The sequence below is a fragment of the Nocardioides sp. JCM 18999 genome (assembly GCF_055391175.1).
This window is the reverse complement of record NZ_AP043887.1, coordinates 743,093-767,377: the sequence shown is the minus strand read 5'-3', so window position 1 is coordinate 767,377 and position 24,285 is coordinate 743,093. Positions and strand designations below refer to the sequence as shown.

Genomic DNA, 24,285 nt, shown 5'->3' with positions numbered 1-24,285 from the left:
AAACCGGCAACGAAGCGCGGGCGATAGAGTTCCGGGGTCCCATTCGACGAAGAACCAAGGTCCAGGCATGTCTGCTGCTCTCAAGATCGCTCTCATCGGCTCGGGCTCGATGGGGAAGAACCACGCCCGGGTGATCTCAACCGTGGAGTCCACGGACCTGGCCTTCGTGATCGATCCCGACGAAGCGAGCGGGCGCCGGACGGCCGATGCCTTCGGCGCGACCTGGTTGCCGGAGATCTCCCGCCTCGACGAGGTCGACGCCGCGGTCATCGCAGCGCCGACGGAGTATCACCACGACCTGGCACAGCAGGTGATCGAGGCCCGTCTTCCGCTGCTGGTGGAGAAGCCCGTCTGCCCGTCGCTGGCGCAGACCCAGGAGCTCGTCGACGCATCGCGCCAGGCGGACACCCCCCTGATGTGCGGGTTCCTCGAGCGGTTCAACCCGGCGGTCGTGGTCGCCCTCCGCATGATCGAGGCACCGGTCTACGTGCGGTCGACCCGGCACTCGCCCTACGCTCCGCGGATCAAGACCGGCGTCGCCTGGGACCTGCTGGTCCACGACGTCGACCTCGTGGTCCAGGCCTACGGCGGCCAGCACCCTGAGCGGCTCGACGTCCGGGCCGGGCAGTTCCACGGGAGCTCCGTGCCCGGTGCCGAGGACGTCGTCGAGACGCTGATGGAGTTCGGCACCGGCATCGCCTCGGTCTCCGCCAGCAGGCTCGGTCAGACCAAGGTCCGCAGCATGGTGATCCAGGAGCTCGACCGGATGATCGAGGTCGATCTCCTCCGTCGGGGCCTCACCAGCTACCGGCACGCGACGATCGAGGAGGACGAGGGGCACTCCGGTTTCCGTCAGTTCACCGAGATGGAAGTGCCGGACATCGCCGGGGTCGAGCCGCTGGTCGGCCAGCTCCACCACTTCGTGAACCTGATCGAGGGCAAGGTCGACGCGGAGGCCGAACGGCAGTCGTTCCTGCCGGCCCACCGGATCGTCGACGAGGTCGTCGCGCTCCGCTCCAGCTGATCGGCGGAGCCCGCCGGCGCACCGGTCAGTCGGCGGGGCGGGCCCGGAAGACCGGCGAGCTCGGCTCGGACAGGTCGACATCGGCGACCGGACGCGCCGGCACACCCGCGACCACCGTCCGAGCCGGAACGTCACTTGTGACGACCGCACCCGAAGCGATGACCGCCTCGTCGCCGATCGTCACCCCCATGTTGACGATCGCCCCGGCACCGATGAAGACCCGGTCCCCGATCGTGACGGGGCGACGCTCGACCTCGTTGAACTGTCGCCCCGACACGCAGCGCTTGGCCGACGAGTGGGTGTAGATCTGAGCGCCCGACGAGATGTCGCAGCCCCGCCCGATGGTGAGCCCGCCGGAGCCGTCGATCACGGTGAAGGCACCGATCCAGGTGCCTTCACCGATGACAGGATCCCCGACCACCCAGGCGTGCTCGTTCCACGGGTTGGGCGGAAGGGAGGCGCTCACTGCCCGCGGATCAGGTCGGTCATGCCGTCGAGGACCGGGATGGTCGGCTCGAAGCCGAGCACGTCCTTGGCCCGACGGACGTCGGCCGCCCGGCGACTGACGAGCACGTCGCGCGGGTTGAAGATCGGCTCGACGTCGGCGCCGACGGCGTCGATCAGGATGCGCGCCAGATCGGCGATCGAGGTGTCGATGCCGGTGCCGATGTTGATCGGCACGTTGTCCTTCTCGGACTCGAGCGCGAGCACGATCGAGCGGGCGATGTCGTGGACGTGGATGAAGTCCATCGACTGCTCACCCTTGCCGTCGATCACGGGCGGCTCGCCGTTCTTGATCCGGTTGACGAAGTGGTTGATCACCGACGTGTAGTAGGCGGTGGTCTTCTGACCCGGCCCGTAGACGTTGAAGAAGCGGAGCGCGATCCAGGACAGCCCTGCACGCCGCTCGTAGAAGCCGAGCAGGTCCTCACCAGCGCGCTTCGCGATGCAGTACGGCGTCAGCGGGTCCAGCCGGTCGTCCTCGTGCATCGGCAGCGTCTCCGGGTCCCCGTAGACCGAGGCGGAGGAGCAGTAGACCAGCCGGTCCACACCGTGGTCGGCGGCAGCCGCGAACACGTTGTGGTTGCCGATCATGTTGATGTCCATCGACTCGTACGGGTCGGCCTGGCTCTTGTTGATCGAGACGGCGGCAGCGTGGATGACCTTGCTGCACCCCTTCATCGCGGCGTGCACGGCACCGCCGTAGCGGACGTCCTGGTCGATCAGCTCGACATCGTCACCCAGGGCGGCAACCGCGTCGCGGTCGCCCCGGAACATGTTGTCGAACACTCGGACCTTGTAGTCCTTCTCGAGAAGCATCGGGATGACGTGCATCCCGATGAAGCCCGCACCGCCGGTGAAGAAGACGGTTTCCTTGGTGCTCATGTTCGTGGTTCTCCTCTAGTTGTGACGCGGGCGCAGGCTATCAACGGCGCCGCGAACGGCTCTGGTCGGCATCGGCGATCATGTCGCCGAAGACTTCGAGGTGGCGGTCGAGCACCCGCTCGAGAGCGAAGTGCTCGTCCACGATCGCGCTCGCCTTCCGACCGACCTCCTGGGTGGCCGAGGGGTCGTCGAGGGCGCGATTGATCCGGGAGGCCAGTCCGGCGACGTCGCCCGGCTGGCACATGAAGATGTCCTCACCGTCGACCATCGGGATCCCGGGGAAGTTGTCGATCCGCCCCCAGGCGACGACCGGAACACCCGCGGCCATCGACTCCAGGGTCGCGGTCCCCAGCCCGAATCCCTGTTCGTGGGACTCGACGGACGCGGCAGCGAAGAGGTGCGGGATGTCAGCCTTCGGAACGGCTCCGAGCGACCGGACCGCATGGGCGACGCCCAGTTCGTCGGCCCGGTGCAGGAAGTGGTCGTAGTACACCCGTCCGGCCACCGCCAGGACGGCGTCGGGATGGCGCTCGAGGATCTCGGGGAGCGCCTCGACGAGTCCGATCCGGTCCCGGAGCGGGATCACGTGCCCGACGGAGAGGATCACCGGGACCTCGGGGCCCACGCCGATCAGGTCCCGCCCGGCCTCGGCAGACCCGGATCGGACCCAGTCCGGGTCGACACCGACCGGGATCGCGACCAGCCGGCTCCAGCCACGCTGGTACCGCTCGTGGATGTACTCCTGCATGTAGGTGTCCATCACCACGATGCCGGGTCGGTAGCGACGGAGCCGGGGAGCGACCATCGTCGCGTCGAGGCCACGGAACACCGCGTGGTACTTCGCGACCGGGTTCTCGAGGCGGGTGTGCACGCTGAGCAGCGTGGGGATCCGTCGGCGGCGCGCGTACGCGCCGGTCGCCCACGTCAGGTCCATGAACTGACCGTGCTGGTGGATGACGTCGGGCTTGAAGTCGTCCAGCAGTCGCCGCAGCCGCCGTCGGAGTCCGGGCCGGGTGGCGAAGGAGAGATCGAACGAGACCGCGAGTCGCGTCTCGGGCAGCATCACGGCCGGCATCCGGACGACGCGGACGCCGTCGCGCATCTCCTCCGCGGGCGCATCCTGGTAGGCGGCCGTCACCACGAGGACGTCGTGCCCTCGGGCCGCGTACCCCCGCGCGAGCGCGTCACTCAGGTGCGAACTTCCTCCGACCCGCGGCGGGTAGAAGTTGTTCACCACGACGATGCGCACGCGGATCAGGCTCCCGCTCGAACGGTGGCGTTGACCGCTGCCACGATGCGCTCGAGGTCACCTTCGCTCAGCGAGGGGTGGACGGGCAGCGAGATCACTTCACGAGCAACCTGCTGGGTGACCGGAAGCTCGAGCCCCTCCGCGAAGCGCTGGAGCGACTGCAGCTGGTGGTTCGGGATCGGGTAGTAGACGCCCGTCCCGACCTGGTGCTCCTCACGGAGCGCGGTGACGATGCGGTCCCGCTCCGCGCCGTCGACCTTGATCGTGTACTGGTGGTAGACGTGGGTCGCGCCCTCGGCGACGGGAGGAACGACGACGCCCTCCAGGTGGCGGTCGAGGTACGCCGCGTTCTCCTGGCGGGTCTTCGTCCAACCGCCCACCTTGGTCAGCTGCACCCGTCCGATGGCGGCGTGGATGTCGGTCATCCGAGCGTTGAACCCGATCACCTCGTTGGCGTACTGGCGCTCCATCCCCTGGTTGCGCAGCAGCTTCACCGTCCGAGCGATCTCCTCGGTGGCGCACGACACCATGCCGCCCTCACCCGAGGTCATGTTCTTGGTCGGGTAGAGGCTGAACATGGCGAAGTCACCGAAGGTGCCGACGGGGGCGCCCTTCCAGGTGGCCAGATGGGCCTGGGCGGCGTCCTCGAACAGCTGGAGGTCGTGCTCGTCGGCGACGTCCCGCAGGGCGTCGACGTCGGCGGGGTGACCGTAGAGGTGGACGGGCATGATCGCCTTCGTCCGGTCGGTGACGGCGGCACGGACGCTCGCCGCGTCGAGGCAGAAGTGGTCCGGCTCGATGTCGGCGAAGACCGGCGTCGCGCCGGTCAGCGCGACGGAGTTAGCCGTGGCGGCGAACGTGAACGACGGCACGATCACCTCGTCGCCCGGGCCGATCCCGGCCGCGAGCAGGCCGAGGTGCAGGGCCGACGTGCCGGAGTTCACCGCCACCGTCGTCCGTCCGCCCACCACGGCACTGCCGAACTCCTGCTCGAACGCCGCGACCTCCGGGCCCTGGGCGATCATGCCGGAGCGCATCACGCGGTCGACCGCGGCGCGCTCGTCGTCGCCGATGATCGGCTTGGCGGGCGGGATGAACTCGGCGGACATGGCGTCCCTTTCGATGATGGGTGGGTGTGCGGGAGAGGGGTCAGTGACCGTCGCGGCGGGACCGCCACGCGGAGATCGGTCGACGAAGGGCATCGTCGAGTCCGGAGAGGTCGTCGGAGTCCCTCAGCAGCACGGCCTCGAGGACCTCGTGCTGGTCGGGCTGGACCCCGAGCTTGTCGAGTCGGTAGGTGTTCAGACGTGCCGCCTTCGCGGGGACGCCCATGCTGACGACGAACGGCGGCAGCTCCCGCGTGACGGCGGACTGCATGCCGATCATGGCACCGGCGGGCACCGTCAGCCGCTGGTGGACGACCGTCCCCAGCCCCAGGTTGGCCCCGTCCTCGATGGTGACGTGCCCGGCCGTCACCACCATGCCGGACACGATCACCTCGTTCCCGAGATGACCGTCGTGGTTGATGTGCGCCTTCGTCATCACGAAGCAGTCGTCACCGACCGTGGTCTCCCCGGCCCAACCGCCGCTGAGGGTGACGAACTCCTTGAACACGTTGCCCGAGCCGATCCGAACCGCACCGCCGTCGAACGGCTCCTCCCAGGAGGCCGTCATCGCGTGCCCTCGAACCTCGGCGGCACCGCCCACCACGACGTGGGAGGCGAAGTAGTTGTCATCGCCGACCGTGACCGGGCCCTGCAGGACGCAGTACGGGCCGACCACGTTGCCGGAACCGAGCACGACCTCGGGACCGACGATCGCGGTCGGGTGGATCCGGTTGGACGTCATCGCCGTGCGGAGGAGTCCCCGAGGACCTGGCGGAGCTGATCAGCCACGTAGTCGAGGTCGTCCTCGGTCAGGTTGGCGTGCATGGGGAGCGCGAACTGGGTTCGGAAGAGCTCGGCCGACACCGGGCAGTCCGAGCGCATCCCGTACACCGGCTGGACGTGGGACGCGTAGGTCCCGAAGTTGCTTCCGACACCCCGCTCACGAAGCGCCACCACCACGGCGTCCCGATCAACGTCGGGGGCAGCGGTCACGAGGTAGGACTGCCAGGCCTGGCTGCGGTCCTCGAGCTCCACCGGCAACGTGATGCCGTCGAGCCCACCCAGCCGCTCCGCATAGCCGCGGGCCGCGCTGGACCGAGCGGCGATGAGGTCGGGCAGACGCTGGAGCTGGACGCGCATCATGGCCGCCTGCACGTCGGACATGCGGTAGTTGTAGCCCGCGAGGTCGAAGGACGGCACGGCCAGCGCGCTGCTGCCCTCCCGGCTGACGGCCGGGGCGATCCCGTAGGTGTGAAGCTTCCGCGCCAGGGTCATCCGCGCCTCGTCGTCGCCGACGAGAGCGCCGCCCTCGCCGGCGGTGATGCCCTTCCGGCCGTGGAAGCTGAAGGCGGCCAGGTCGGCCAGGCTCCCAGCGGGGCGCCCCTTGTAGGTCGCGCCCGCCGAGCACGCGGCATCCTCGAGCAGCCAGATCCCGTGCTTCGTCGCGAGCGCGTTCAGCTCGTCGTAGTCGGCGACCTGACCGACGGTGTCGACCGCGATGATCCCGACCGTGCGCTCGGTGACCAGGGCGGCTGCCGCGTCGACGTCGATGGTCCCGGTGTCAGCGCGGACATCCGCGAAGACGGGGGTCGCGCCCGTCCAGACCACCGAGTGGCCGGTGGCCGGGAACGTGTAGTCGGCCACGATGACCTCGTCGCCCGGCCCGGCGCCGAGAACCTGCAGCGCGAGGTGGAGGGCCGACCCGCAGTTGGAGGTCGCCAGGGCGTGGGCCGTGCCGGTCGCTCCGGCGAACTCGCCTTCGAATGCCACGCAAGCGGGACCGGCGCCCGAGAGCCAGCCGCTGGCGAAGACGTCGCGAAGGGCTTGGATCTCCTCTTCACCGACGGTCGGCTGGCCGAGCGGGATCTGACGTACGGACTGCATGCATCCACCTTCCTGAGACTGCCGACCAACCCTACTTGCCGGCTCGGCGCAGCCGGCCATCGGCGCGCAGGCCGACCGGAGCGACCCCTCAGATCGCTTCCGACTCCCGCAGTCGCTGGCTGATCACCGTGGAGACGCCGTCGCCGCGCATCGTGACGCCGTAGAGGGCGTCACCGACCTCCATCGTCCGCTTCTGGTGGGTGATCACGAGCAGCTGGGAGTTCTCCCGCAGCTCCTCGTAGATCTCGAGCAGACGACCGAGGTTGGTGTCGTCGAGCGCGGCTTCGACCTCGTCGAGGATGTAGAACGGCGACGGCCGGGCCTTGAACAGGGCGACCAGGAACGCCACCGCGACCAGCGAGCGCTCGCCGCCGGAGAGCAGCGAGAGCCGCTTGACCTTCTTGCCCGGCGGGCGGGCCTCGATCTCGATGCCGGTGGCGAGCATGTCCTCGGGGCTGGTCAGGACCAGCCGGCCCTCACCTCCGGGGAAGAGTCGGGCGAAGACGTGGTCGAAGGCACGCTCCACGTCGGCGTACGCCTCGGTGAAGACCTGCTCGACCCGGTTGTCGACCTCCTTGACGATCTCCAGGAGGTCACGGCGGGTGGTCTTGAGGTCCTCGAGCTGGGTGGTGAGGAACTGGTGCCGTTCCTCCATGGCGGTGAACTCCTCCAGCGCCAGCGGGTTGACCTTGCCCAGCATCGACAGGGACCGCTCGGCGGTGCGGAGCCGCTTGGTCTGAACCTCGCGGTCGAAGGGCACCGGCTCGGGTTCAGGGTCCTCGTCGGTCGGTGCGACCGGGACCAGGACGTGCGGGCCGTAGTCGTCGACGAGACCCGCGGGGTCGAGACCGAGGTCGTTGAGTGCGCGCTCCTCGAGCTGCTCGATCCGCATCAGCTGCTGGGACCGGGCGAGCTCGTCGCGGTGGACGCTGGTGGTCAGCTCCTCGAGGTCGCTGCTGAGTCCCCGGACCCCGGCGCGGACCTCGAGCAGCTGCTGCTCGCGGCCGGCCCGGGCCTGCTCGACCTCGGTCCGAGCGGCTTCGGCAGCGGTGATCGCGATCTCGAGCCGTGTCAGCACCTGGGCGACGGCCGCACTGACCGCTTCGGCGGCGCGGCCCTCACGCAGCAACCGTTCGCGCTGGGCGATCGCCTTCGCCCGGGCCTCCCGCTCGGCCGCGGCGGCCCGGGTGAGCGCATCGGCCCGACCGTGCAGCGCGCGAGCACGCTCCTCGGAGGTGCGCAGGGCGAGGCGGGCGTCCATCTCGCTCTGCCGAGCGGTCCGCGCTGACTCGGCGAAGTCGTCGCTCGGCACGGGCTCCGGCTCCTCCTCCCCCGCGGACTCGGCCGCCGAGAGACGCGCCTCGAGCTCCGCGAGATCGGTCACCGCCTGCTCGCGACTGGTGAGGACCTGCTCGATCGAGGCGGTGAGTCGTTCAGCCTCACCGCGGGCACCCCGAGCATGCGCGCCGTACTGGGCCAGCTCCTCGGCCACGGCGGCGAGGGTCGCGTCGGACTCGTGCAGCTTCGCCAGCGCGACGTCGACGCGCTTGTGGGCGCTCAGCCGCTCGGCCTCCAGCGCCGAGATCTCGAAGGTGAGCCGCTCCGAGGTCGCCACCGCCTCGGCGAGCTTGGCGGTGGCGTCATCGACGGCGGCCTGGATCTCGATCAGGCTCTGTCCGGCGGCCGAACCGCCGGTCGCGAAGTGGGTGCCCAGGACGTCACCGTCACGGGTGACGGCGGTGACACCGGGTTCGGCGGCGATCAGGGCGCGGGCCGCCGGCAGGTCGTCGACCACGGCGACGCGGTCGAGGAGTCGCGCCAGAGCGGGACGCAGGGTCTCGGGGCAGTCGACCACCTCGACGGCGTACCGGACGTCGGCGGGCAGGGCCGGCCAGGTCCGAGCGTCGGAGGCCGCGCCACCGACGAGGATGCCGGCGCGGCCGAGGTCGTCACGACGCAGAGCCTCGATGGCGCTCACGGCGCCATCGGGGTCGGCGACGACAACGGCGTCGGCGGCGGCACCGAGGGCGTTCGCGACCGCCGTCTCGTAGCCGGGGTGGACGGCGAGCAGGGCGGCGACCGAACCGAGCAGCCCGGAGACGCCGTCGACGCCGGCGATCAACGCGCCCGCCCCGTCGCGGCGGGCCAGGCCCAGCTCGAGTGCGTCCTTGCGGGCGCCGAGAGCGCTGCGGTCCCGATCGGCCTGGGAGGCCTGGTCGCGCAGCGAGGCCAGCTTCTCCTCGACCTCCTCGAGGAGGTCGGCGGCGGCTTCGTGCTCGGCGTCGAGCCCCTCCTCCCCTGCGTCGAGTCCGGCGACCCGGGTCTCCAGGGCGGTGAAGTCCCGCTGGGCACGGTCGGCGCGGGCGGTGGCCTCTTCGCGGGCCAGGGTGAGTCGTCCGACTTCCTCGTCGGCGGCTCCGACCCGGGTCTTCAGCGCGTTGACCTGACCGGTCAGGCGGGCGAGACCCTCGCGACGATCCGCCGCTGCCCGGGCCAGCGCCGTGATCCGGCGGTCCTCCTCGGCGGCGGCGTCCTCGGCGTCCTTGCGCGCATTGATCGCCTCCTCCAAGGCCGACCGCTGCCGGTCCACCTCGGCGTCGATCTCAACCTCCTGGGCGCGCACCCGGACCGCTTCGGCGTCGAGCTCGTCGGGGTCGCGGCCAGCCTCGACCTCGGGCAGCGAACCGGCGTTGCGAAGCCGTTCGGCCGCGAGCGAGGACGTCCCGCGGAAGCGCTCCCGCAGGCCGGTCAGCGCGAACCAGGTCTCCTGCGCCCGGGCCAGGGCGGGCAGGTCCTCCCGGAGTGCCGCCTCGATCGCCGCCTCTGCGGCGCGGGCCTCGGCCAGACCGGACTCCACGGCGGCGCGTCGTTCCAGGAGCACGGACTCGTCGGCGAGCTCCTGCTCGAGCGAAGCACGAGCAGTGGCGAGGTCGTCAGCGAGCAGGCGCGCCCGGGCGTCACGGGCGTCGGCCTGGACCGTGGCGGCCTGTCGGGCCACCTCGGCCTGCCGTCCGAGCGGCTTGAGCTGGCGCCGGATCTCGGTGAGCAGGTCGTTGAGCCGGGTGAGGTTCCCCTCGGTCGAGTCGAGCTTGCGGAGCGCCTTCTCCTTGCGCTTGCGGTGCTTGAGCACCCCGGCCGCCTCCTCGATGAAGCCGCGGCGCTCCTCCGGGGTGGCGTGCAGGATCGTGTCGAGCTGGCCCTGGCCGACGATGACGTGCATCTCGCGACCGATGCCGGAGTCGGAGAGGAGCTCCTGGACGTCGAGCAGTCGGCAGGACTGGCCGTTGATCGCGTACTCGGAGCCACCGGAGCGGAACATCGTGCGCGAGATCGTGACCTCGGCGTACTCGATGGGGAGGGCGCCGTCGGCGTTGTCGATGGTGAGGATGACCTCGGCGCGACCCAGCGGGGCCCGCCCGGAGGTGCCCGCGAAGATGACGTCGTCCATCTTGCCGCCGCGCAGCGACTTGGCGCTGGCCTCACCCATCACCCAGGCGAGCGCGTCGACCACGTTCGACTTCCCGGACCCGTTGGGACCGACGATGCAGGTGATCCCCGGCTCGAGCTGGAGGGTCGTCGCAGAGGCGAAGGACTTGAACCCCTTGAGGGTCAGGCTCTTCAGGTACAACGAATCGCTCCTCGCAGCCACGGCCCAGCTGTTGGGCAGGGCACGACTCTATCCGCGTTCAGGACGTTCCCCGGGAGAACATCCTGTCCGACACGGCTTCCAATCCCGCGAGCAGGACGTCGAGGCCGAACTCGAACCGATCGTCCCCCTCCCCGGCGGTCAGCTCGTCGGCGTAGCGGACGATCGTCGGGTAGGTGGTGACCGGCAGGGAGCGGAAGAGCTGCTGGACGTGCGCGACGACGGCGTCCTCGGTGAACTCGTCGCCCCGTTCGGCGCGGACCCGGCCGCGCTCGAGCCAGATCGACTCCTCCGCCGCGAGCCCGCTGACGTAGAGCGCGGAGAGGTCGGCGAACCAGGCCGCGGCCTGGGGATGGATCCCGCCCCCGATGAGGAGGGCCATCACCGTCTCGGCCGACCGGAGCCCACCCTCCCCCGTCGGGATGGTGGCCATCGCTGCTCGGGCCGAGCCGGGGTGGCGCCGATAGGCGGCCAGGGTGTCGCGCAGCATCTGCCGGGCCTGCTCGGCCCAGCTCTCGGGGTCGGGCGCCGGCATCGGCACCATCGAGGCGATCCGGTCGATCACGAGCTGGTCGAGCTCGTCCTTGTTGGCCACGTGCGCGTACAGGGACGCCGGCCCGGTGTCGAGGGCCCGGGCGATCGACCGCATCGAGACGGCGTCATACCCCTCGGCCTCCATCTGGGCGAGGGCGACGTCGACGATCCGCTCGCGACTCAACCGCTCGGGCCGTTCAGCTGCCATGCGAGCAATCCTATCTGGCGACACGAACAGTGTTCGTGATAGACATGGATCGACCGAACGAACACTGTTCGTCATCCGTTTCCCGAGGAGCCCCCGATGTCCGCCACCTCCCCTGCGCCCGCGCCGACCTCGTCGGTCCCGGCGGCGCTCTACCGCAACCGCTGGCTGGTGATGACCGTCGTGATCATCGCCGACGTCATGGACCTCATCGACGGCAGCATCGCCCAGCTCGCGGGCCCCACGATCCTCAAGGACATCGGCGGAGCGGAGTCGACCCTGCAGTGGATCGTCGCCGCCTACACGCTCGCGTTCGCGGTCGGCCTGATCACCTCGGCCCGGCTGGGCGACATCGTCGGTCGGCGTCCGATGTTCCTGATCGGCATGATCGGGTTCACCCTCGCCTCGCTGGCCTGCGGCCTCGCGCCGAACAGTGATCTCCTGATCGTGTTCCGCGCGATCCAGGGCCTCTTCGGTGCCGCGATGATCCCGCAGGGCTTCGCGATGGTGAAGCAGTCCTTCCCCGAGGACGAGCTGCAGAAGGCGTTCATCCCGTTCGGCCCGATCATGGGTCTGTCGGCGATCCTCGGCCCGATCATCGCCGGCTTCCTGATCGACGCCGACATCGCCGGCAGCGGCTGGCGCTCGATCTTCCTGATCAACGTCCCGATCGGGCTCGCCGGCACCTACATCGCCTGGCGCTACCTGCCCGACATCCCCAAGGTGCCCGGGGCGAAGCTCGACCCGCTCGGCTCGATCCTCGTCACGCTGGCGTGCGGCGGCCTGATCTACTCGCTCGTCCAGGGCCGTGACCTCGGCTGGCCGACCTGGCTGTACGGCGTCATCGTGGGCTCCCTCGTCCTGTTCGCGATCTTCGCCTGGAGCGAGCGCCGCAGCAAGCACCCCGTGATCGAGCCGAGCCTGTTCAAGCACCGCGGGTACGTCGCCGGGCTGCTGTTCCTCGGCTGCTTCTTCCTCGCGATGGTCGGGATGACCCTGGTGCTCAACCTGTTCCTCCAGCTCGGACTCGGCCTGAGCCCGCGCGACGCAGCGCTGGCCCAGACGCCGTACGCGGTGGGGATCGCGATCGGTGCGGCGCTCTCGGGGGCCCTGCTCGGCCCGAAGTTCGGCCGACACGTGATGCACGCGGGTCTGGCGATCACCATGGCCGGGATGGCCTGGTTCGGCCTCGTCGTCGGCGGCCTGGCTGCCGGGGACAGCGCGTGGCACCTGGCCGGGCCGTTCCTGCTCGCCGGTCTCGGCAGCGGCCTCATCTTCGCGCCGATGTTCGACATCATCCTGGCGGCCCTCAACGACAACGAGGTCGGCAGCGGGTCGGGCCTGCTCAACGCGGTCCAGCAGTTCGCCGGCGCGCTCGGGGTCGCGGTGCTCGGCACGGTCTTCTTCCACCTGCTGCCGCTGGACGGGATCGCGTCGTCGGCCAAGACGGTCACCTGGGTGACGTTCGGCTTCTACGGGGTGAGCTTCCTGGTCGCCTTCCTGCTGCCGATGAAGGCACGCGAGGACGGCATCGCCCACTGATCGATGCTGGGGGCGGGCGAGCAAAGCGCCCGCCCCACAGCTGCGTGGGCGGGCGCGTTGACGCGAGGTGGAGCCGAGAGCAGGTCGAGCCGAAGGCTCAGACCCCGATCGAGCCAGAGGCTCAGGCGGGCTGCATCTCGGTGAGGGACGCCTCGACCAGCTCCGCGAGGCGGGCGACCAGCAGGTCGTTCTCCGCCTTGAGCGAGTCGACCTGGGCGTTCAGGTCGGACACGCGGGCCCGCAGCTTCGCGTTGTCGGACGCGAGGTGGTGGGAGTTCCGCAGGTCGGTGGGCAGGTGCCCCATCAGAGCCTTAGCCATGACAAGTCCTTCGTTGGAGTGCGTGGGCCGCCTCCAAGCGTCTCACCGGATCGACTCCCGGTCAAACCTTCCGAGCGGTGCGCGGAGCCGGCTGGCAGACCGGGCAGAAGTACGACGACCGGTTCATGAAGGAGACCCGCCGGATCGGGGTGCCGCACCGGCTGCACGGGCGACCCTCCTGGCCGTAGGCGTGCAGCGCCCGGTCGAAGTAGCCGGACTCGCCGTTGACGTTGACGTAGAGGGCGTCGAAGGAGGTGCCGCCCTGGGCGAGCGCCTCCCGCATCACCTCGGCCGCCGCGTCCAGGACCCGTCCGGCCTGGGCCCGGGTGAGCTTCGAGCCCGCCCGTTCGCCGTGGACGCCCGCGCGCCAGAGCGCTTCGTCGGCGTAGATGTTGCCCACACCACTGACCACGGTCTGGGTGAGCAGCAGTCGCTTGATCCCGCTGCTGGAGCGCCGGATCCGGGCGATCACCCGGTCGGGGTCGAAGGCGTCCTCGAGCGGGTCGGGAGCGATGTGGGCGATCTCGGGCGGGACGACAGCTCCGCCGGCACTGATCCCGAGCCCACCGAACATGCGTTGGTCGACGAAGCGCAGCTCCCGGTCCTCAGCGGCACCGTCGAGGCTGAACCGGACCCGGAGGTGCCGCTCGGCCTCGGCCTGCGGCGGCTGGACCAGCATCTGCCCGCTCATCCCGAGGTGGACGGTGAGGGCGTCGCCGCTGTCGACGTCGTCGAGGGCGAGCCAGAGGTACTTGCCCCGGCGTCGGGCGGCGACCAGGCGCCGGTCGACCAGCTCGCTGGCGAACGAGTCAGGTCCGGCGCTCCAGGTACGGACGGGCCGCGGGTGGAGCACCTCGACCGCCGTGATCCTGGCGCCGAGGACGTGGCGCTCGAGTCCAGCGCGGACGACCTCGACCTCGGGCAGCTCAGGCACGGCTGGGCACCGTCAGGCGTTGTCGGGCACGGTCTGTGCCTCGAGCTCGCCGAAGGCGGTCTCGGCGGCAGCCTGCTCGGCCACCTTCTTGGATCCGCCGGTGCCGTTGCCGTAGAGGTCCTCCCCGATCCGGACCCGGGCGTGGAAGGTCTTCATGTGGTCGGGACCCTCGTCGGTGACCACGTACTGCGGGACGCCCAGTCCGCGCTCGGCGGTGAGCTCCTGGAGCGAGGTCTTCCAGTCCAGGCCGGCACCGAGGCCGACGGCCGCGGTGATCAGCGGGTCGAAGAAGCGGTGCACGAGCGGTGCGGAGACGGCGAAGCCGCCGGACAGGTGCACAGCTCCGATCAGCGCCTCGACGGTGTCGGAGAGGATCGAGTCCTTCGTCCGACCACCGGTGGCGTCCTCGCCGCGGCCCAGCATGATGTGGTCGCCGACCCCGATCGTGCGGGCGACGCCGGCCAGGGCGCGGGCGTTGACGACGGCAGCGCGCAGCTTCGCCAACCGGCCCTCGGGCAGGTCGGGAAGATCGCGGTACAGCGTCTCGGTCACCACGACACCGAGCACGGAGTCCCCGAGGAACTCGAGGCGCTCGTTGGTCGGCAGGCCGCCGTTCTCGTACGCGTACGACCGGTGGGTCAACGCAAGCACAAGCAGCTCGGGGTCCAGTACTGGATCCCCGAGCTGCGAGCGGAGTTCGGTGTAGTCGGTCACCCGACTGCGTCGATCAGGTTCAGAGGACCTGGCGGCGCTCGGCCTTGGCGCCGTACTGGCCGCACTCACCGCAGGCGCGGTGGGGCAGGTGCTTGGCACCGCACGCCGGGTTGGCGCAGGTCGCCAGGGTCGGCGCCACAGCCTTCCAGGCCGAGCGACGGTGGCGCGTGTTGCTGCGCGACATCTTCCGCTTCGGAACAGCCACGATCTTCTCCTCTAGCCAAGGCGGCCCGAAGGCCGACCACGTGCAAAGTTTGTTGGTCGCCCGGAACAGGCAACCCGACGAGTCTAGGGGGGAAACCCCCGAAGACGTTATTCGGCAGTGCCGGAGGCGGTCTCGCCGCCGGTCAAGTCGGTCAGTCCCGCCCAGCGCGGGTCGATCGGAGCCTCGTGCGAGTGCTCCGGGTCGTCGGCCAGCCGGGCACCGCACTCGGTGCACAGACCGGCGCAGTCGGGCTCGCAGAGCGGCTGCAGCGGCAGGTCGAGCACGATCGCGTCCCGCAGCACCGGCTCGAGGTCGATCAGGTCGCCCTCGGTCATGCTGAGGTCCTCGTCCGGGTCGACCGACGCCGCGTCGCGGGTGTCGTCGTAGAGGAAGAGCTCCTGGAAGTGGATGTCGAGCTCGTCCTCGATCGGGTCCAGGCAGCGCACGCACTCGCCGACGAGGGGTCCGGTGACGTCGGCGGTCACGAGGACGCCGTCCATCACCGCCTCGAGGCGGAGGTCGAGCTCGAGCAGGGACCCCTCGGGGACCGCCAGCATCTCGATGCCGAGCTCAGCGGGGGCAGGGGCGGAGAGCGAGATCTCGCGCTGGCTGCCGGGGCGGCGGCTCAGCTCGTGAGTGTCGATCACCAACGGCAGACGGGGGTCCAACGAAGACACGCGTTCACGATAGCCTCGCGATGCCTTGTGACGTTTATCCACGCGGCGAGTCCCATCCACGAGAGGGTGCCCTCATGCCCAGCGCTCTGATCACCGGAATCACCGGCCAGGACGGCCTCTACCTCGCCGAGCTCCTGCTCGCCAAGGGGTACGACGTCCACGGACTGATTCGCGGTCAGAACAACCCCAAACGCCAGCTGGTCGAGGAGACCCTGCCGGGGATCACCCTGCACAACGGCGACCTGACCGACCAGTCCAGCCTGATGCGCGCCCTCGACGCCGCGGCTCCGGACGAGGTCTACAACCTCGGCGCGATCTCCTTCGTGGCGTACTCCTGGGAGAACGCGAAGGTGACCAGCGACGTCACCGGGATGGGCGTGCTCAACATCCTGGAGGCGGTCCGGCTCTTCGCCGGCGGCGACAACGGCACCCGGTTCTACCAGGCGTCGAGCTCGGAGATGTTCGGCAAGGTGCAGCAGGTGCCGCAGTCCGAGGGGACGCTGCTGTGGCCGCGCTCGCCGTACGGCGTCTCGAAGGTCTACGGCCACTACATGACGATCAACTACCGCGAGTCCTACGGGATGCACGCCTCGTCGGGGATCCTGTTCAACCACGAGTCGCCGCGCCGCGGACCCGAGTTCGTGACCCGCAAGATCAGCCAGGCCGTGGCCCGGATCAAGCTCGGCCTGCAGGACCGGGTCGCCCTCGGCAACCTGGACGCGAAGCGGGACTGGGGATTCGCCGGTGACTACGTCGAGGCGATGTGGCGGATGCTGCAGCAGCCCGAGGGTGACGACTACGTGATCGCGACCGGGGAGACGCACTCGATCCGCGACTTCCTCGACATCGCGTTCCGTCACGTCGGGATCGAGGACTGGGAGCCGTTCGTCCACCAGGACCCGCGGTTCTTCCGTCCGGCCGAGGTCGACCTCCTGATCGGCGACCCGAGCAAGGCGCGCGAGAAGCTCGGCTGGAAGCCGCAGGTCTCCTTCCCCGAGCTGGTCGCGATGATGGTCGACTCCGACCTCGCCGAGCAGCAGCGCCTCTCGGGCCGGTGAGCCGGTGAGCCCCACCCCGATCCGCGCGTTCGTCACCGGCGCCTCCGGTCAGGACGGCTCCTACCTCTGCGAGCAGCTGCTCGCCGACGGTGTCGAGGTGCACGCGCTGCACCACCCGTCCTCCAGCCCCTCCCTCGAGGGCCAGACGTGGGCCGAGGCGGTCACCTGGCACGACGGCGACCTGGCCGATGCGGCGCACCTGAGCTCGCTCATCGCCGACGTCGCACCCGCCGAGATCTACAACCTGGCCGGGGTCAGCTCGGTGGCCTTCTCCTGGCAGCAGCCGCTGCTGACCGCCGAGCTCACCGGCGTCGGGGCGCTGGCCGTCTTCGAGGCCGCCTGGCGGCTGCAGGAGGCCTCCGGCACCGCGGTGCGGGTCGTGCAGGCCTCGAGCGCCGAGATCTTCGGCTCCCCCGCCCAGGTCCCCCAGACCGAGTCGACGCCGGTGCAGCCGGTGTCGCCGTACGGGGCGGCGAAGGCGTTCGCCCACCAGCTCGCCTCCGTCTACCGGCACCGGGACCTCGGGGTGTCGAGCTGCATCCTCTACAACCACGAGTCGCCCCGACGGCCGACCGCCTTCGTCACCCGCAAGATCACCGCCGGCGTCGCGGCGATCGCACGCGGCGAGACCGACGAGCTGGCGTTGGGGAACCTCGACGCCGAGCGGGACTGGGGCTGGGCCCCGGACTACGTCGCCGCGATGGTGCTGGCCAACCGGAGCCCCCGGGCCGACGACTTCATCATCGCCACCGGACGGACCCACACCGTGCGCCAGTTCGTCGAGGCCGCGCTGGACGCGGCGGGGCTGAGCGACGTCGACCGCTACGTGCGCGTGGACCCGGCGTTCGTCCGGCCGGTCGACCCGGCGACGCAGGTCGGGGACGCCTCGAAGGCCCACCGCGAGCTGGGCTGGGAGCCGACGATGACGTTCGAGGAGATCGTGGCGGCGATGGTCGCCACCGATCTCTGACCCGCCTCCGGCTCAGGCGAGCTTGGCCTTGATCCGGTCGACGACGAAGGCGGGCACGAAGGCCGAGATGTCACCGCCGAACGCGGCGACCTCCTTGATCAGCGACGACGAGACGAACGCGTTGCCGACCGCGCCGGGCAGGAAGACGGTCTCGACGCCGGTGAGGTGGGAGTTCATCTGCGCCATCGGCAGCTCGTACTCGTAGTCGGTCGCACCGCGCAGGCCCTTGACGATCGCGACGGCGCCGATGTCGCGGCAGAAGTCCACGATCAGACCCTCGAAACCGGCCACGGTGACGTTCGGCCACGGCTCGACCGCCTCCCGCAGCATCGCCAGCCGCTCGGCCGGGTCGAACATCCGCGACTTGGACACGTTCGTCCCGGTGGCCACGATCACCTCGTCGAAGATCCCGGCGGCACGGCCGATGATGTCGAGGTGGCCGTTGGTGACGGGATCGAAGGAGCCGGGGCAGACGGCACGCCGTGTCATGGCAGAAGGCTAGCCGTCACTCAGTCCGCGTCGTCGACGTGCGTCGCCGACCACAGCGTGGTCTCGCCGTACTTGCGCTTGCGCTGCAGCTCGGTGCCGACCGGCCAGGTCGGCTCGGGGCTGCGCGAGGACCGTTCCACGATCACCAGCCCGTCGGGCGCCCACCATCCCCGCTCGAGCAGCAGCGCCAGGTCACGGGCCAGCTCCTCCTCGGTCAGCGGATAGGGCGGGTCGGAGAAGATCACGTCGTACGGCGCCGTCGGAGCGGTCTGCAACGCCGATGCGACGGTGGTGCCGAGCACGTTGGCGGCCCCGAACCCAAGGGTGCGGGCGTTGGTCGAGATCAGCGCAGCGGTGCGCCGGTCCGACTCGACCAGGGTCACCACGCCGGCGCCGCGCGACCATGCCTCCAACCCGACCGCGCCGGAGCCGGCGTACAGGTCGAGGAAGCGCAGCCCGGACAGCGAGCCGCACCAGGACTCGATCGCGGAGAACAGCGCCTCCCGGACCCGGTCGCTGGTCGGTCGGGTCGCGGACCCGTTCGGGGTCTCGATCCGCCGTCCTCCTGCGGTGCCTCCGATGATGCGTGTCACGAAGCCACCCCCGGAGGACACGAGCGAGCGCATGCGAGCGAGGCCCGGATGGGGGTGCGCGAGTGGCACCGTCCAATAGTTGTCACGATCCCACCCCCATGGTCACGAGCGCTCCAGGTAGTCAGCGGCGACCGAGCGCTCGATCTCGGCGACGTCGCGGGCCAGCTCGGGGACCTGCCCGAGGTCAGGGTCGGCGTCCAGCAGCGTCGCAGCCGCAGCGCGCGCCTCCTGGATGGTCTCCTCGTCGCGCAGCACCCGCAGGTTGCGCAGGCTGCTGCGTCCGCCCGACTGCCGGGCGCCGAGCACGTCGCCCTCGCGACGCTGCTCCAGGTCGACCCGGGACAGCTCGAACCCGTCGGTGGTGCCGGCCACCGCGGCGAGCCGCTCCCGCGCCGGTGAGTCGAAGTCCGCGTGGCTGACCAGCAGGCACAGGCCGGGATGCCCGCCACGGCCCACCCGTCCGCGCAGCTGGTGCAGCTGGGAGACCCCGAACCGGTCGGCGTCGAGGATCACCATCGTGGTCGCGTTGCCGACGTCGACGCCGACCTCGATCACGGTGGTGGAGACCAGCACGTCGATCTCGCCGGCGGCGAAGGCCCGCATGGTGCGGTCCTTCTCCTCGGCCGGCAGCCGACCGTGCAGCATCGCGATCCGCAGGCCGGCGAGCGGTCCGTCGGTGAGCCGGGCGGCGACCTCCTCGACCGCCTCGAGCGGGCGGGTCGCCAGGACGGGATTGCCGTCCTCGTCGATGGCGACGGCCTCCATCCACATCTGCTCGGGCGTGTTCGCGTTGATCCGCGGGGCCACGACGTAGGCCTGATGCCCCTTGCCGACCTCCTCACGCACCCGCTCCCAGATCCGGGCCTCCCACTGCGGCTGCTCGAGCAGCGGCACCACGTTGGTCTGGATGGGGGCGCGACCGGCGGGCAGCTCGCCGAGGGTGGAGACCTCGAGGTCGCCGAAGACGGTCATCGCGACGGTGCGCGGGATGGGGGTCGCCGTCATCACCAACGTGTGCGGCACCTCGATCGCCTGGTCGGACAGGCCGGAGCGCTGCTCGACCCCGAAGCGGTGCTGCTCGTCGACGACGACGAGTCCGAGGTCGAAGAAGCCGACGGTGTCCTGCAGCAGCGCGTGGGTCCCGATCACGATCCCGGCCTCACCCGTCTGGATCCGGCTCAGCACCGGGGTTCGCTGCGACTTCGTCATCGAGCCGGTGAGGAGCTCGACCGAGGCCCCGGCACCGAAGAGTCCGCCGCCGGCCAGGTCGCCGAGCATCGCCGAGATCGACCGGAAGTGCTGTTGGGCGAGCACCTCGGTCGGGGCCAGCAGCACCGCCTGACCGCCGGAGTCGACCACCCGCAGCATCGCGCGCAGGGCGACCAGGGTCTTGCCGGAGCCGACCTCGCCCTGGAGCAGCCGGTTCATCGGGTGGTGCTGCGCCAGGTCGGCCTCGATCTCGGCGCCGGTCTGGCGCTGCCCGTCGGTCAACGTGAACGGCAGCGTCGCGTCGAAGCGTTCGAGCAGGTCGCCGCCTCCGGTGCGGGCGGTCGCGGCCGTCGCACGGACCTTCGCCCGCCGGCGCAGCAGCACCAGCTGGAGCAGCAGGGCCTCCTCGAACCGGAAGCGTCGTTGCGCGGCGTTGACCTGGTCCATCGTGTCCGGCCGGTGGATCCACTCGTAGGCGCTGGCGCGGTCGATGACGTCGTACGCCTCGCGGAGGTCGACGGGGAGCGGGTCGTCCGGGATGGTGACGGAGTCGAGGGTGAACCCGACCAGGCGGAGCACGTCGATCGCGTCGACCCCGGCGGTGAGCGGGTAGAGCGGGAAGAGCGGCATCTCCCCGATCGCGGCGAGGCCGGCCTCGGCATCGCTACCCGCGTCGCCGCCCGGACCGCCGTCGGCGCCGGTGAAGAGCATGATCTGCGGCGCGGTCAGCTGGGGGCGGTCGCGGAAGAAGCCGACCTTGCCGAGGAAGATCCCCCGCGCGCCTTCGCTGAGCCGGCGGGCCTGCCACTCGGCGATGTGCTTGCGCTTGGCGAAGAACGTCATCGACAGCCGGGCGCCCTCGGTGCGCAGCTGCGCCTCGACGCGGTACGCCGGACGGCTGGTGCGCCGGTCGGTGTAGCTGTGCACGTCGACCTTGACGATCTCGCCGACGGCGGTGATCAGGTCGCCCTCCCGCAGCTCGTCGAGCCGGGTCAGCGACCCGGTCGGGAGGTAGCGCCGCGGGAACAGGTCGAGCAGGTCCCCCACGGTCCGCAGCTTCTTGACCTCGGCGAACTTGGTCCCTCTGGTGTTGCCACCCAGCACTGCCGCGATCGGTGAGTCGAAGGAGATCACTCGACGCCCACCAGCAACGGGTAGCGGGCCTGGCCCCCCTGAAGGACGAGGACCTCGATCGTCGGGTGGTTCTCCTCGATCCACGCCTGGGCGGCAGCGGCGACCGACTCGGCGGCCCGCTCCTCGCCGACGACCAGCGTGACCAGCTCACCACCGGCGCCGAGGAGCCGGTTGAGGACCCGGATGGCGACCTCGGCGAGGTCCTCGCCGATGTCGACGAAGTCACCGTCGACGACGCCGAGGACGTCGCCGGTCTCACAGGTCCCGGCCGTGGTGATCGCCCGCTTGACCGCCACCGTCACCGCGCCCTGGCGGGTGTGGCTGCCGGCGGCCGTCATCTCGACCACGTCCCGGTCGAAGGCGCGGGAGCCGTCGTGCACCGCGAGCGCCGCGAGGCCCTGGACCTGTGCGTGACTGGGGACGACCTCGACCCGGATGCCGTGCTCGTTGCGGGCCGCCACGGCGGCGACCTGGGAGACCCGCAGCGTGTCCGGGTCGTTGGGCAGCACCACGACCTCGGCGGCTCCGGCGCGTTCGATCGCCTTGAGCACCTGCCCGACCGAGGGGCGCTTGCCCGGTCCGGTGCGGACCACCTGGGCGCCGGCGTCGGCGAAGATCCGCTCCAGCCCCTTGCCCGCGGCGATCGCGACGACGGCCCGTCCGGTGCGAGCACGACGCCCGGGCGCCGCCGACTGCTGGGCGGTCTGCTGGGCGAAGTGGGTCACCCGGATCCGGTGCGGGGTGCCGGCGGCGATGCCGGCCTCGATCACCGCACCGACGTCGTCGGAGTGGACGTGGATGTGGAAGAGCCCGTCGCGCCCGGTCACGACCAGGGAGTCGCCGAGCTCCCCGAGGGTCTCGCGCAGCACGGGGACGGCGTCGTCGACGGCATCGAGGAGGAACATCACCTCGTAGGCGGGGCCGTCCGGAGTGAGATCACCCTCGGCCGCCGCCACGGGACGCTTCCGCCGTCGCGCGGCCCGCGACTCCGCCTTGGTGGCCTGCTTGGCGCCGCGACCCGACTTGTTCGGGTCGGCGCTGCGGCTGCGCACCGTCCCGGTGAGGGCCTCCTCGATCGCCTCCAGCAGCACGGTGAGGCCGCGCCCGCCCGCGTCGACGACTCCGGCGTCACGCAGCCGCGGCAGCTGGTCGGGGGTGGCGGCCAGGGCGATCGCGGCGGCACCGGCCGCCGCGGTGGCCACGTCGGTGGTGGTCGGCTCCCCCGCCGCCGTACTCGCGGCGGAGACGGTGGCTGCCTCGGCCGCAGCCCGGCACACGGTCAGGATGGTGCCCTCGACCGGGTTGCCGACCGCGGCGTAGGCGGCGTCGGCGGCCTCGGTGAACGAGAGCGCGAGCACCTTCGCCTCGTCCATCGCGGCGGGCGGGTCGGCGAGGCGGGAGACGACGGCGCCGATGATCTCGGCCAGGATCACGCCCGAGTTGCCCCGAGCTCCGAGCAGGGCTCCGCGGCAGAACGCGGTGAAGACGTCGGCGTCGTCCTCCTCGGCCGCGATCGCCTCACGCAGCGAGTCGCGCGCGGCCGACATCGTCAGCAGCATGTTGGTGCCCGTGTCCCCGTCCGGGATCGGGAAGACGTTGAGACTGTCGATCTCCTCGCGGGTCGCGGTCAGGGCGGCCACGGCGACGTCGGCGAAGAGGCTGAGGATCTCCAGGCTGAGCCCGGCACCTGCGTCGACATCCGTCATCTGTGAATACCTCCCCCGGATCCGTACGATCTGACATGACAACTGCCTAGGCGAAGGTACTGCCTCGTGCGGATTTCCTCCCCCGGTCCGACCTGGGTTACGCTCTTTCGGTTGTCCGGCGAAGGCCGACACACTCAGACCAACGAAGATCAACCCCAGGAGTTCACGGTGGCTGCCGTCTGCGACATCTGCGCCAAGAAGCCGGGCTTCGGCAACAACCGGCCGTGGTCCCGCAAGATCACCAAGCGTCGTTTCGACCCGAACATCCAGCGCGTCCGCGCTGTGATCAACGGTACGCCGAAGCGCCTCAACGTCTGCACCGGCTGCCTCAAGGCCGGCAAGGTCTCTCGCTGACCCCTGCACAGACATTCACGAGCAGCGCCGCCCTCGGGCGGCGCTGTTCGCATTTGCACTCAGAAGTGGGTCCACCCCGTCGCGCCGTCCCACGGGGTGCCGTCGACGGTGACCGCCGGGCCGTCGGTGCCGCGCTCGGAGACGGTGCCGATCACGGTCCAGCCTTCGGGCAGCGGGGTCCAGGACGGGAAGGTGGCCAGCAGGCCGTGGTCCTCCCCACCGGTCAGGGTGAAGGTCAGCGGGTCCACGTTGAGCGCCATCCCCACGGCCTGGAACGCGTCCGGCACCTCGAGCGCTGACGTGGTCACGTCGATCGAGACCTGGGACGCCCTCGCCAGGTGACCGGCCTCGGAGAGCAGGCCGTCGGAGATGTCGATCATCGACGTCGCTCCCGCCTCGGCGGCCACCGCCCCGGCGCCGTACGGCGGCTCGGGCCGCTGGAACGCGGCCACGACCGCTCGCGGGGACCGGAAGCCACGGCCCAGCACCGCCAGCCCGGCGGCGGCCCAGCCCTGACGCCCGGCGAGCGCAAGCACGTCGCCCGGCTGGGCGCCGGAACGGAGCACGGGTGCCTGGGCCACCGAGCCCAGCACGGTCACGGCGATCACGATCGCGTCGCCCCGGGTGAGGTCTCCCCCGACGACGCTGGCCCCGACCAGTCCGCACTCCTCGGCGAACCCGGCAGCGAAGTCGGTCACCCACTGCACCGGCAGGTCGCCGGGTGCGGCGATACCGATGGTCAGCGAGTGCGCCGTCCCGCCCATCGCATTGATGTCGGAGAGGTTCTGCGCCGCCGCCCGGTGCCCGATGTCCTTGGCCGAGGCCCAGTCGCGGCGGAAGTGGCGCCCCTCGACGAGCAGATCGGTGGACACGACCACGTGCCCGTTGCGGATCCGGAGCAGCGCCGCGTCGTCGCCCGGTCCGACGAGGACGTGCTCGCCGGCCGGGAAGTGACGGACGATGTCGGCGATGACGGCGAACTCGCCGATGTCGGCGAGCGTGAGATCGGCGGAGGCAGCGGGCACGACCCCATCCCATCACGGTGCGATAGGTTGCTGGGCGCATCCCCTCGTTCAGGGGGTCTCTCACCACCTCGCTAGGAGCACCCATGGTCGTGCAGGCCTACATCCTGATCCAGACCGACGTCGGCAAGGCCGAGTCGGTCGCCACCGCCGCGGCGGCGATGACCGGAGTCACGCTGGCCGAAGGCGTGACCGGTCCCTACGACGTGATCGTCCGGGCCGAGGCCCGCAACATCGACGACCTGGGCAAGATGGTCGTCGCGAAGGTGCAGAGCATCGAGGGGATCACGCGGACGCTGACCTGTCCCGTCGTCCACATCTGAGG

24 protein-coding genes are annotated in these 24,285 nt (G+C 70.6%); 6 read left to right on the top strand and 18 right to left on the bottom strand.

The annotated features are described in order from the left end of the window. The first annotated feature begins 67 nt into the window (after positions 1–67). Positions 68–1,024 (top strand): Gfo/Idh/MocA family protein, encoded by a 957-nt coding sequence (locus ACZ5J1_RS03690; RefSeq protein ID WP_464562621.1) that lies wholly within the window; start codon positions 68–70, stop codon positions 1,022–1,024. Between the two features lie 25 nt (positions 1,025–1,049). Here ACZ5J1_RS03690 and ACZ5J1_RS03685 read toward each other — a convergent pair whose 3' ends face one another. The 8 genes from ACZ5J1_RS03685 to ACZ5J1_RS03650 form a co-directional block, all read right to left on the bottom strand. Beyond that, positions 1,050–1,490 carry an acyltransferase gene (locus ACZ5J1_RS03685; RefSeq protein ID WP_464562619.1) on the bottom strand — a complete coding sequence of 147 codons (441 nt, stop codon included), beginning with the start codon at positions 1,488–1,490 and terminating at the stop codon, positions 1,050–1,052. Continuing rightward, positions 1,487–2,410 (bottom strand): NAD-dependent epimerase/dehydratase family protein, encoded by a 924-nt coding sequence (locus ACZ5J1_RS03680; protein ID WP_464562617.1) that lies wholly within the window; start codon positions 2,408–2,410, stop codon positions 1,487–1,489. The genes ACZ5J1_RS03685 and ACZ5J1_RS03680 overlap by 4 nt, the downstream gene beginning before the upstream one ends. Before the next feature lie 40 nt (positions 2,411–2,450). Then, positions 2,451–3,659 carry a glycosyltransferase family 4 protein gene (locus ACZ5J1_RS03675; protein WP_464562616.1) on the bottom strand — a complete coding sequence of 403 codons (1,209 nt, stop codon included), beginning with the start codon at positions 3,657–3,659 and terminating at the stop codon, positions 2,451–2,453. Between the two features lie 5 nt (positions 3,660–3,664). Then, the gene (locus tag ACZ5J1_RS03670; protein ID WP_464562614.1) at positions 3,665–4,768 is read right to left on the bottom strand and encodes a DegT/DnrJ/EryC1/StrS family aminotransferase; all 1,104 of its coding nucleotides are present in this window, start codon (positions 4,766–4,768) and stop codon (positions 3,665–3,667) included. Positions 4,769–4,808: 40 nt separating this feature from the next. Beyond that, on the bottom strand, positions 4,809–5,507 hold the full coding sequence (locus ACZ5J1_RS03665; RefSeq protein ID WP_464562612.1) for a hypothetical protein: 699 nt from the start codon (positions 5,505–5,507) through the stop codon (positions 4,809–4,811). After that, on the bottom strand, positions 5,504–6,649 hold the full coding sequence (locus ACZ5J1_RS03660; protein ID WP_464562611.1) for a DegT/DnrJ/EryC1/StrS family aminotransferase: 1,146 nt from the start codon (positions 6,647–6,649) through the stop codon (positions 5,504–5,506). The genes ACZ5J1_RS03665 and ACZ5J1_RS03660 overlap by 4 nt, the downstream gene beginning before the upstream one ends. An 88-nt stretch (positions 6,650–6,737) precedes the next feature. Beyond that, positions 6,738–10,277, bottom strand: a complete 3,540-nt coding sequence (smc, locus tag ACZ5J1_RS03655) for a chromosome segregation protein SMC (protein WP_464562609.1) — start codon at positions 10,275–10,277, stop codon at positions 6,738–6,740. 58 nt (positions 10,278–10,335) lie between these two features. Beyond that, the gene (locus ACZ5J1_RS03650; protein WP_464562607.1) at positions 10,336–11,037 is read right to left on the bottom strand and encodes a TetR/AcrR family transcriptional regulator; all 702 of its coding nucleotides are present in this window, start codon (positions 11,035–11,037) and stop codon (positions 10,336–10,338) included. A gap of 96 nt (positions 11,038–11,133) precedes the next feature. Between ACZ5J1_RS03650 and ACZ5J1_RS03645 the strand changes: the two genes are divergently transcribed. Then, on the top strand, positions 11,134–12,576 hold the full coding sequence (locus ACZ5J1_RS03645; RefSeq protein WP_464562605.1) for an MFS transporter: 1,443 nt from the start codon (positions 11,134–11,136) through the stop codon (positions 12,574–12,576). A gap of 121 nt (positions 12,577–12,697) precedes the next feature. Here ACZ5J1_RS03645 and ACZ5J1_RS03640 read toward each other — a convergent pair whose 3' ends face one another. The 5 genes from ACZ5J1_RS03640 to ACZ5J1_RS03620 form a co-directional block, all read right to left on the bottom strand. Beyond that, positions 12,698–12,895 carry a hypothetical protein gene (locus tag ACZ5J1_RS03640; protein WP_464562604.1) on the bottom strand — a complete coding sequence of 66 codons (198 nt, stop codon included), beginning with the start codon at positions 12,893–12,895 and terminating at the stop codon, positions 12,698–12,700. 61 nt (positions 12,896–12,956) lie between these two features. After that, positions 12,957–13,829: a bifunctional DNA-formamidopyrimidine glycosylase/DNA-(apurinic or apyrimidinic site) lyase gene (gene mutM, locus ACZ5J1_RS03635; protein ID WP_464562602.1), complete on the bottom strand. Its 873-nt coding sequence runs from the start codon at positions 13,827–13,829 to the stop codon at positions 12,957–12,959. A 12-nt stretch (positions 13,830–13,841) separates the two neighbouring features. Next, positions 13,842–14,543 (bottom strand): ribonuclease III, encoded by a 702-nt coding sequence (rnc, locus tag ACZ5J1_RS03630; protein WP_464562600.1) that lies wholly within the window; start codon positions 14,541–14,543, stop codon positions 13,842–13,844. Positions 14,544–14,562: 19 nt separating this feature from the next. Next, positions 14,563–14,748, bottom strand: a complete 186-nt coding sequence (gene rpmF / locus ACZ5J1_RS03625; protein ID WP_464562599.1) for a 50S ribosomal protein L32 — start codon at positions 14,746–14,748, stop codon at positions 14,563–14,565. 107 nt (positions 14,749–14,855) lie between these two features. Beyond that, complete coding sequence (locus ACZ5J1_RS03620; protein ID WP_464562598.1) at positions 14,856–15,425, bottom strand: YceD family protein; 570 nt, start codon at positions 15,423–15,425, stop codon at positions 14,856–14,858. A 74-nt stretch (positions 15,426–15,499) separates the two neighbouring features. Between ACZ5J1_RS03620 and gmd the strand changes: the two genes are divergently transcribed. Together gmd and ACZ5J1_RS03610 are read left to right on the top strand one after the other, a co-directional pair. After that, complete coding sequence (gmd, locus tag ACZ5J1_RS03615; protein WP_464562596.1) at positions 15,500–16,483, top strand: GDP-mannose 4,6-dehydratase; 984 nt, start codon at positions 15,500–15,502, stop codon at positions 16,481–16,483. 4 nt (positions 16,484–16,487) lie between these two features. Then, positions 16,488–17,453, top strand: a complete 966-nt coding sequence (locus ACZ5J1_RS03610; RefSeq protein ID WP_464562594.1) for a GDP-mannose 4,6-dehydratase — start codon at positions 16,488–16,490, stop codon at positions 17,451–17,453. Between the two features lie 12 nt (positions 17,454–17,465). Here ACZ5J1_RS03610 and coaD read toward each other — a convergent pair whose 3' ends face one another. The 4 genes from coaD to ACZ5J1_RS03590 all read right to left on the bottom strand — a co-directional run bounded on the left by coaD (position 17,466) and on the right by ACZ5J1_RS03590 (position 22,584). Beyond that, on the bottom strand, positions 17,466–17,942 hold the full coding sequence (gene coaD, locus ACZ5J1_RS03605; protein WP_464562592.1) for a pantetheine-phosphate adenylyltransferase: 477 nt from the start codon (positions 17,940–17,942) through the stop codon (positions 17,466–17,468). Positions 17,943–17,962: 20 nt separating this feature from the next. Beyond that, on the bottom strand, positions 17,963–18,535 hold the full coding sequence (gene rsmD / locus ACZ5J1_RS03600) for a 16S rRNA (guanine(966)-N(2))-methyltransferase RsmD (protein ID WP_464562590.1): 573 nt from the start codon (positions 18,533–18,535) through the stop codon (positions 17,963–17,965). Between the two features lie 102 nt (positions 18,536–18,637). Next, complete coding sequence (locus ACZ5J1_RS03595) at positions 18,638–20,878, bottom strand: ATP-dependent DNA helicase RecG (RefSeq protein ID WP_464562588.1); 2,241 nt, start codon at positions 20,876–20,878, stop codon at positions 18,638–18,640. Then, positions 20,875–22,584, bottom strand: coding sequence for a DAK2 domain-containing protein (locus tag ACZ5J1_RS03590; protein WP_464562586.1), 1,710 nt, complete (start codon positions 22,582–22,584; stop codon positions 20,875–20,877). The genes ACZ5J1_RS03595 and ACZ5J1_RS03590 overlap by 4 nt, the downstream gene beginning before the upstream one ends. Before the next feature lie 168 nt (positions 22,585–22,752). Here ACZ5J1_RS03590 and rpmB point away from each other — a divergent pair, with 168 nt between their 5' ends. Further along, positions 22,753–22,938, top strand: a complete 186-nt coding sequence (rpmB, locus tag ACZ5J1_RS03585; protein ID WP_464562585.1) for a 50S ribosomal protein L28 — start codon at positions 22,753–22,755, stop codon at positions 22,936–22,938. 59 nt (positions 22,939–22,997) lie between these two features. On the opposite strand, the gene ACZ5J1_RS03580 is transcribed toward rpmB, so the two are convergent. Beyond that, on the bottom strand, positions 22,998–23,963 hold the full coding sequence (locus ACZ5J1_RS03580; protein ID WP_464562583.1) for a thiamine-phosphate kinase: 966 nt from the start codon (positions 23,961–23,963) through the stop codon (positions 22,998–23,000). Between the two features lie 83 nt (positions 23,964–24,046). Between ACZ5J1_RS03580 and ACZ5J1_RS03575 the strand changes: the two genes are divergently transcribed. Next, the gene (locus ACZ5J1_RS03575) at positions 24,047–24,283 is read left to right on the top strand and encodes an Lrp/AsnC ligand binding domain-containing protein (protein WP_464562581.1); all 237 of its coding nucleotides are present in this window, start codon (positions 24,047–24,049) and stop codon (positions 24,281–24,283) included. The last annotated feature ends 2 nt before the right edge of the window (positions 24,284–24,285 follow it).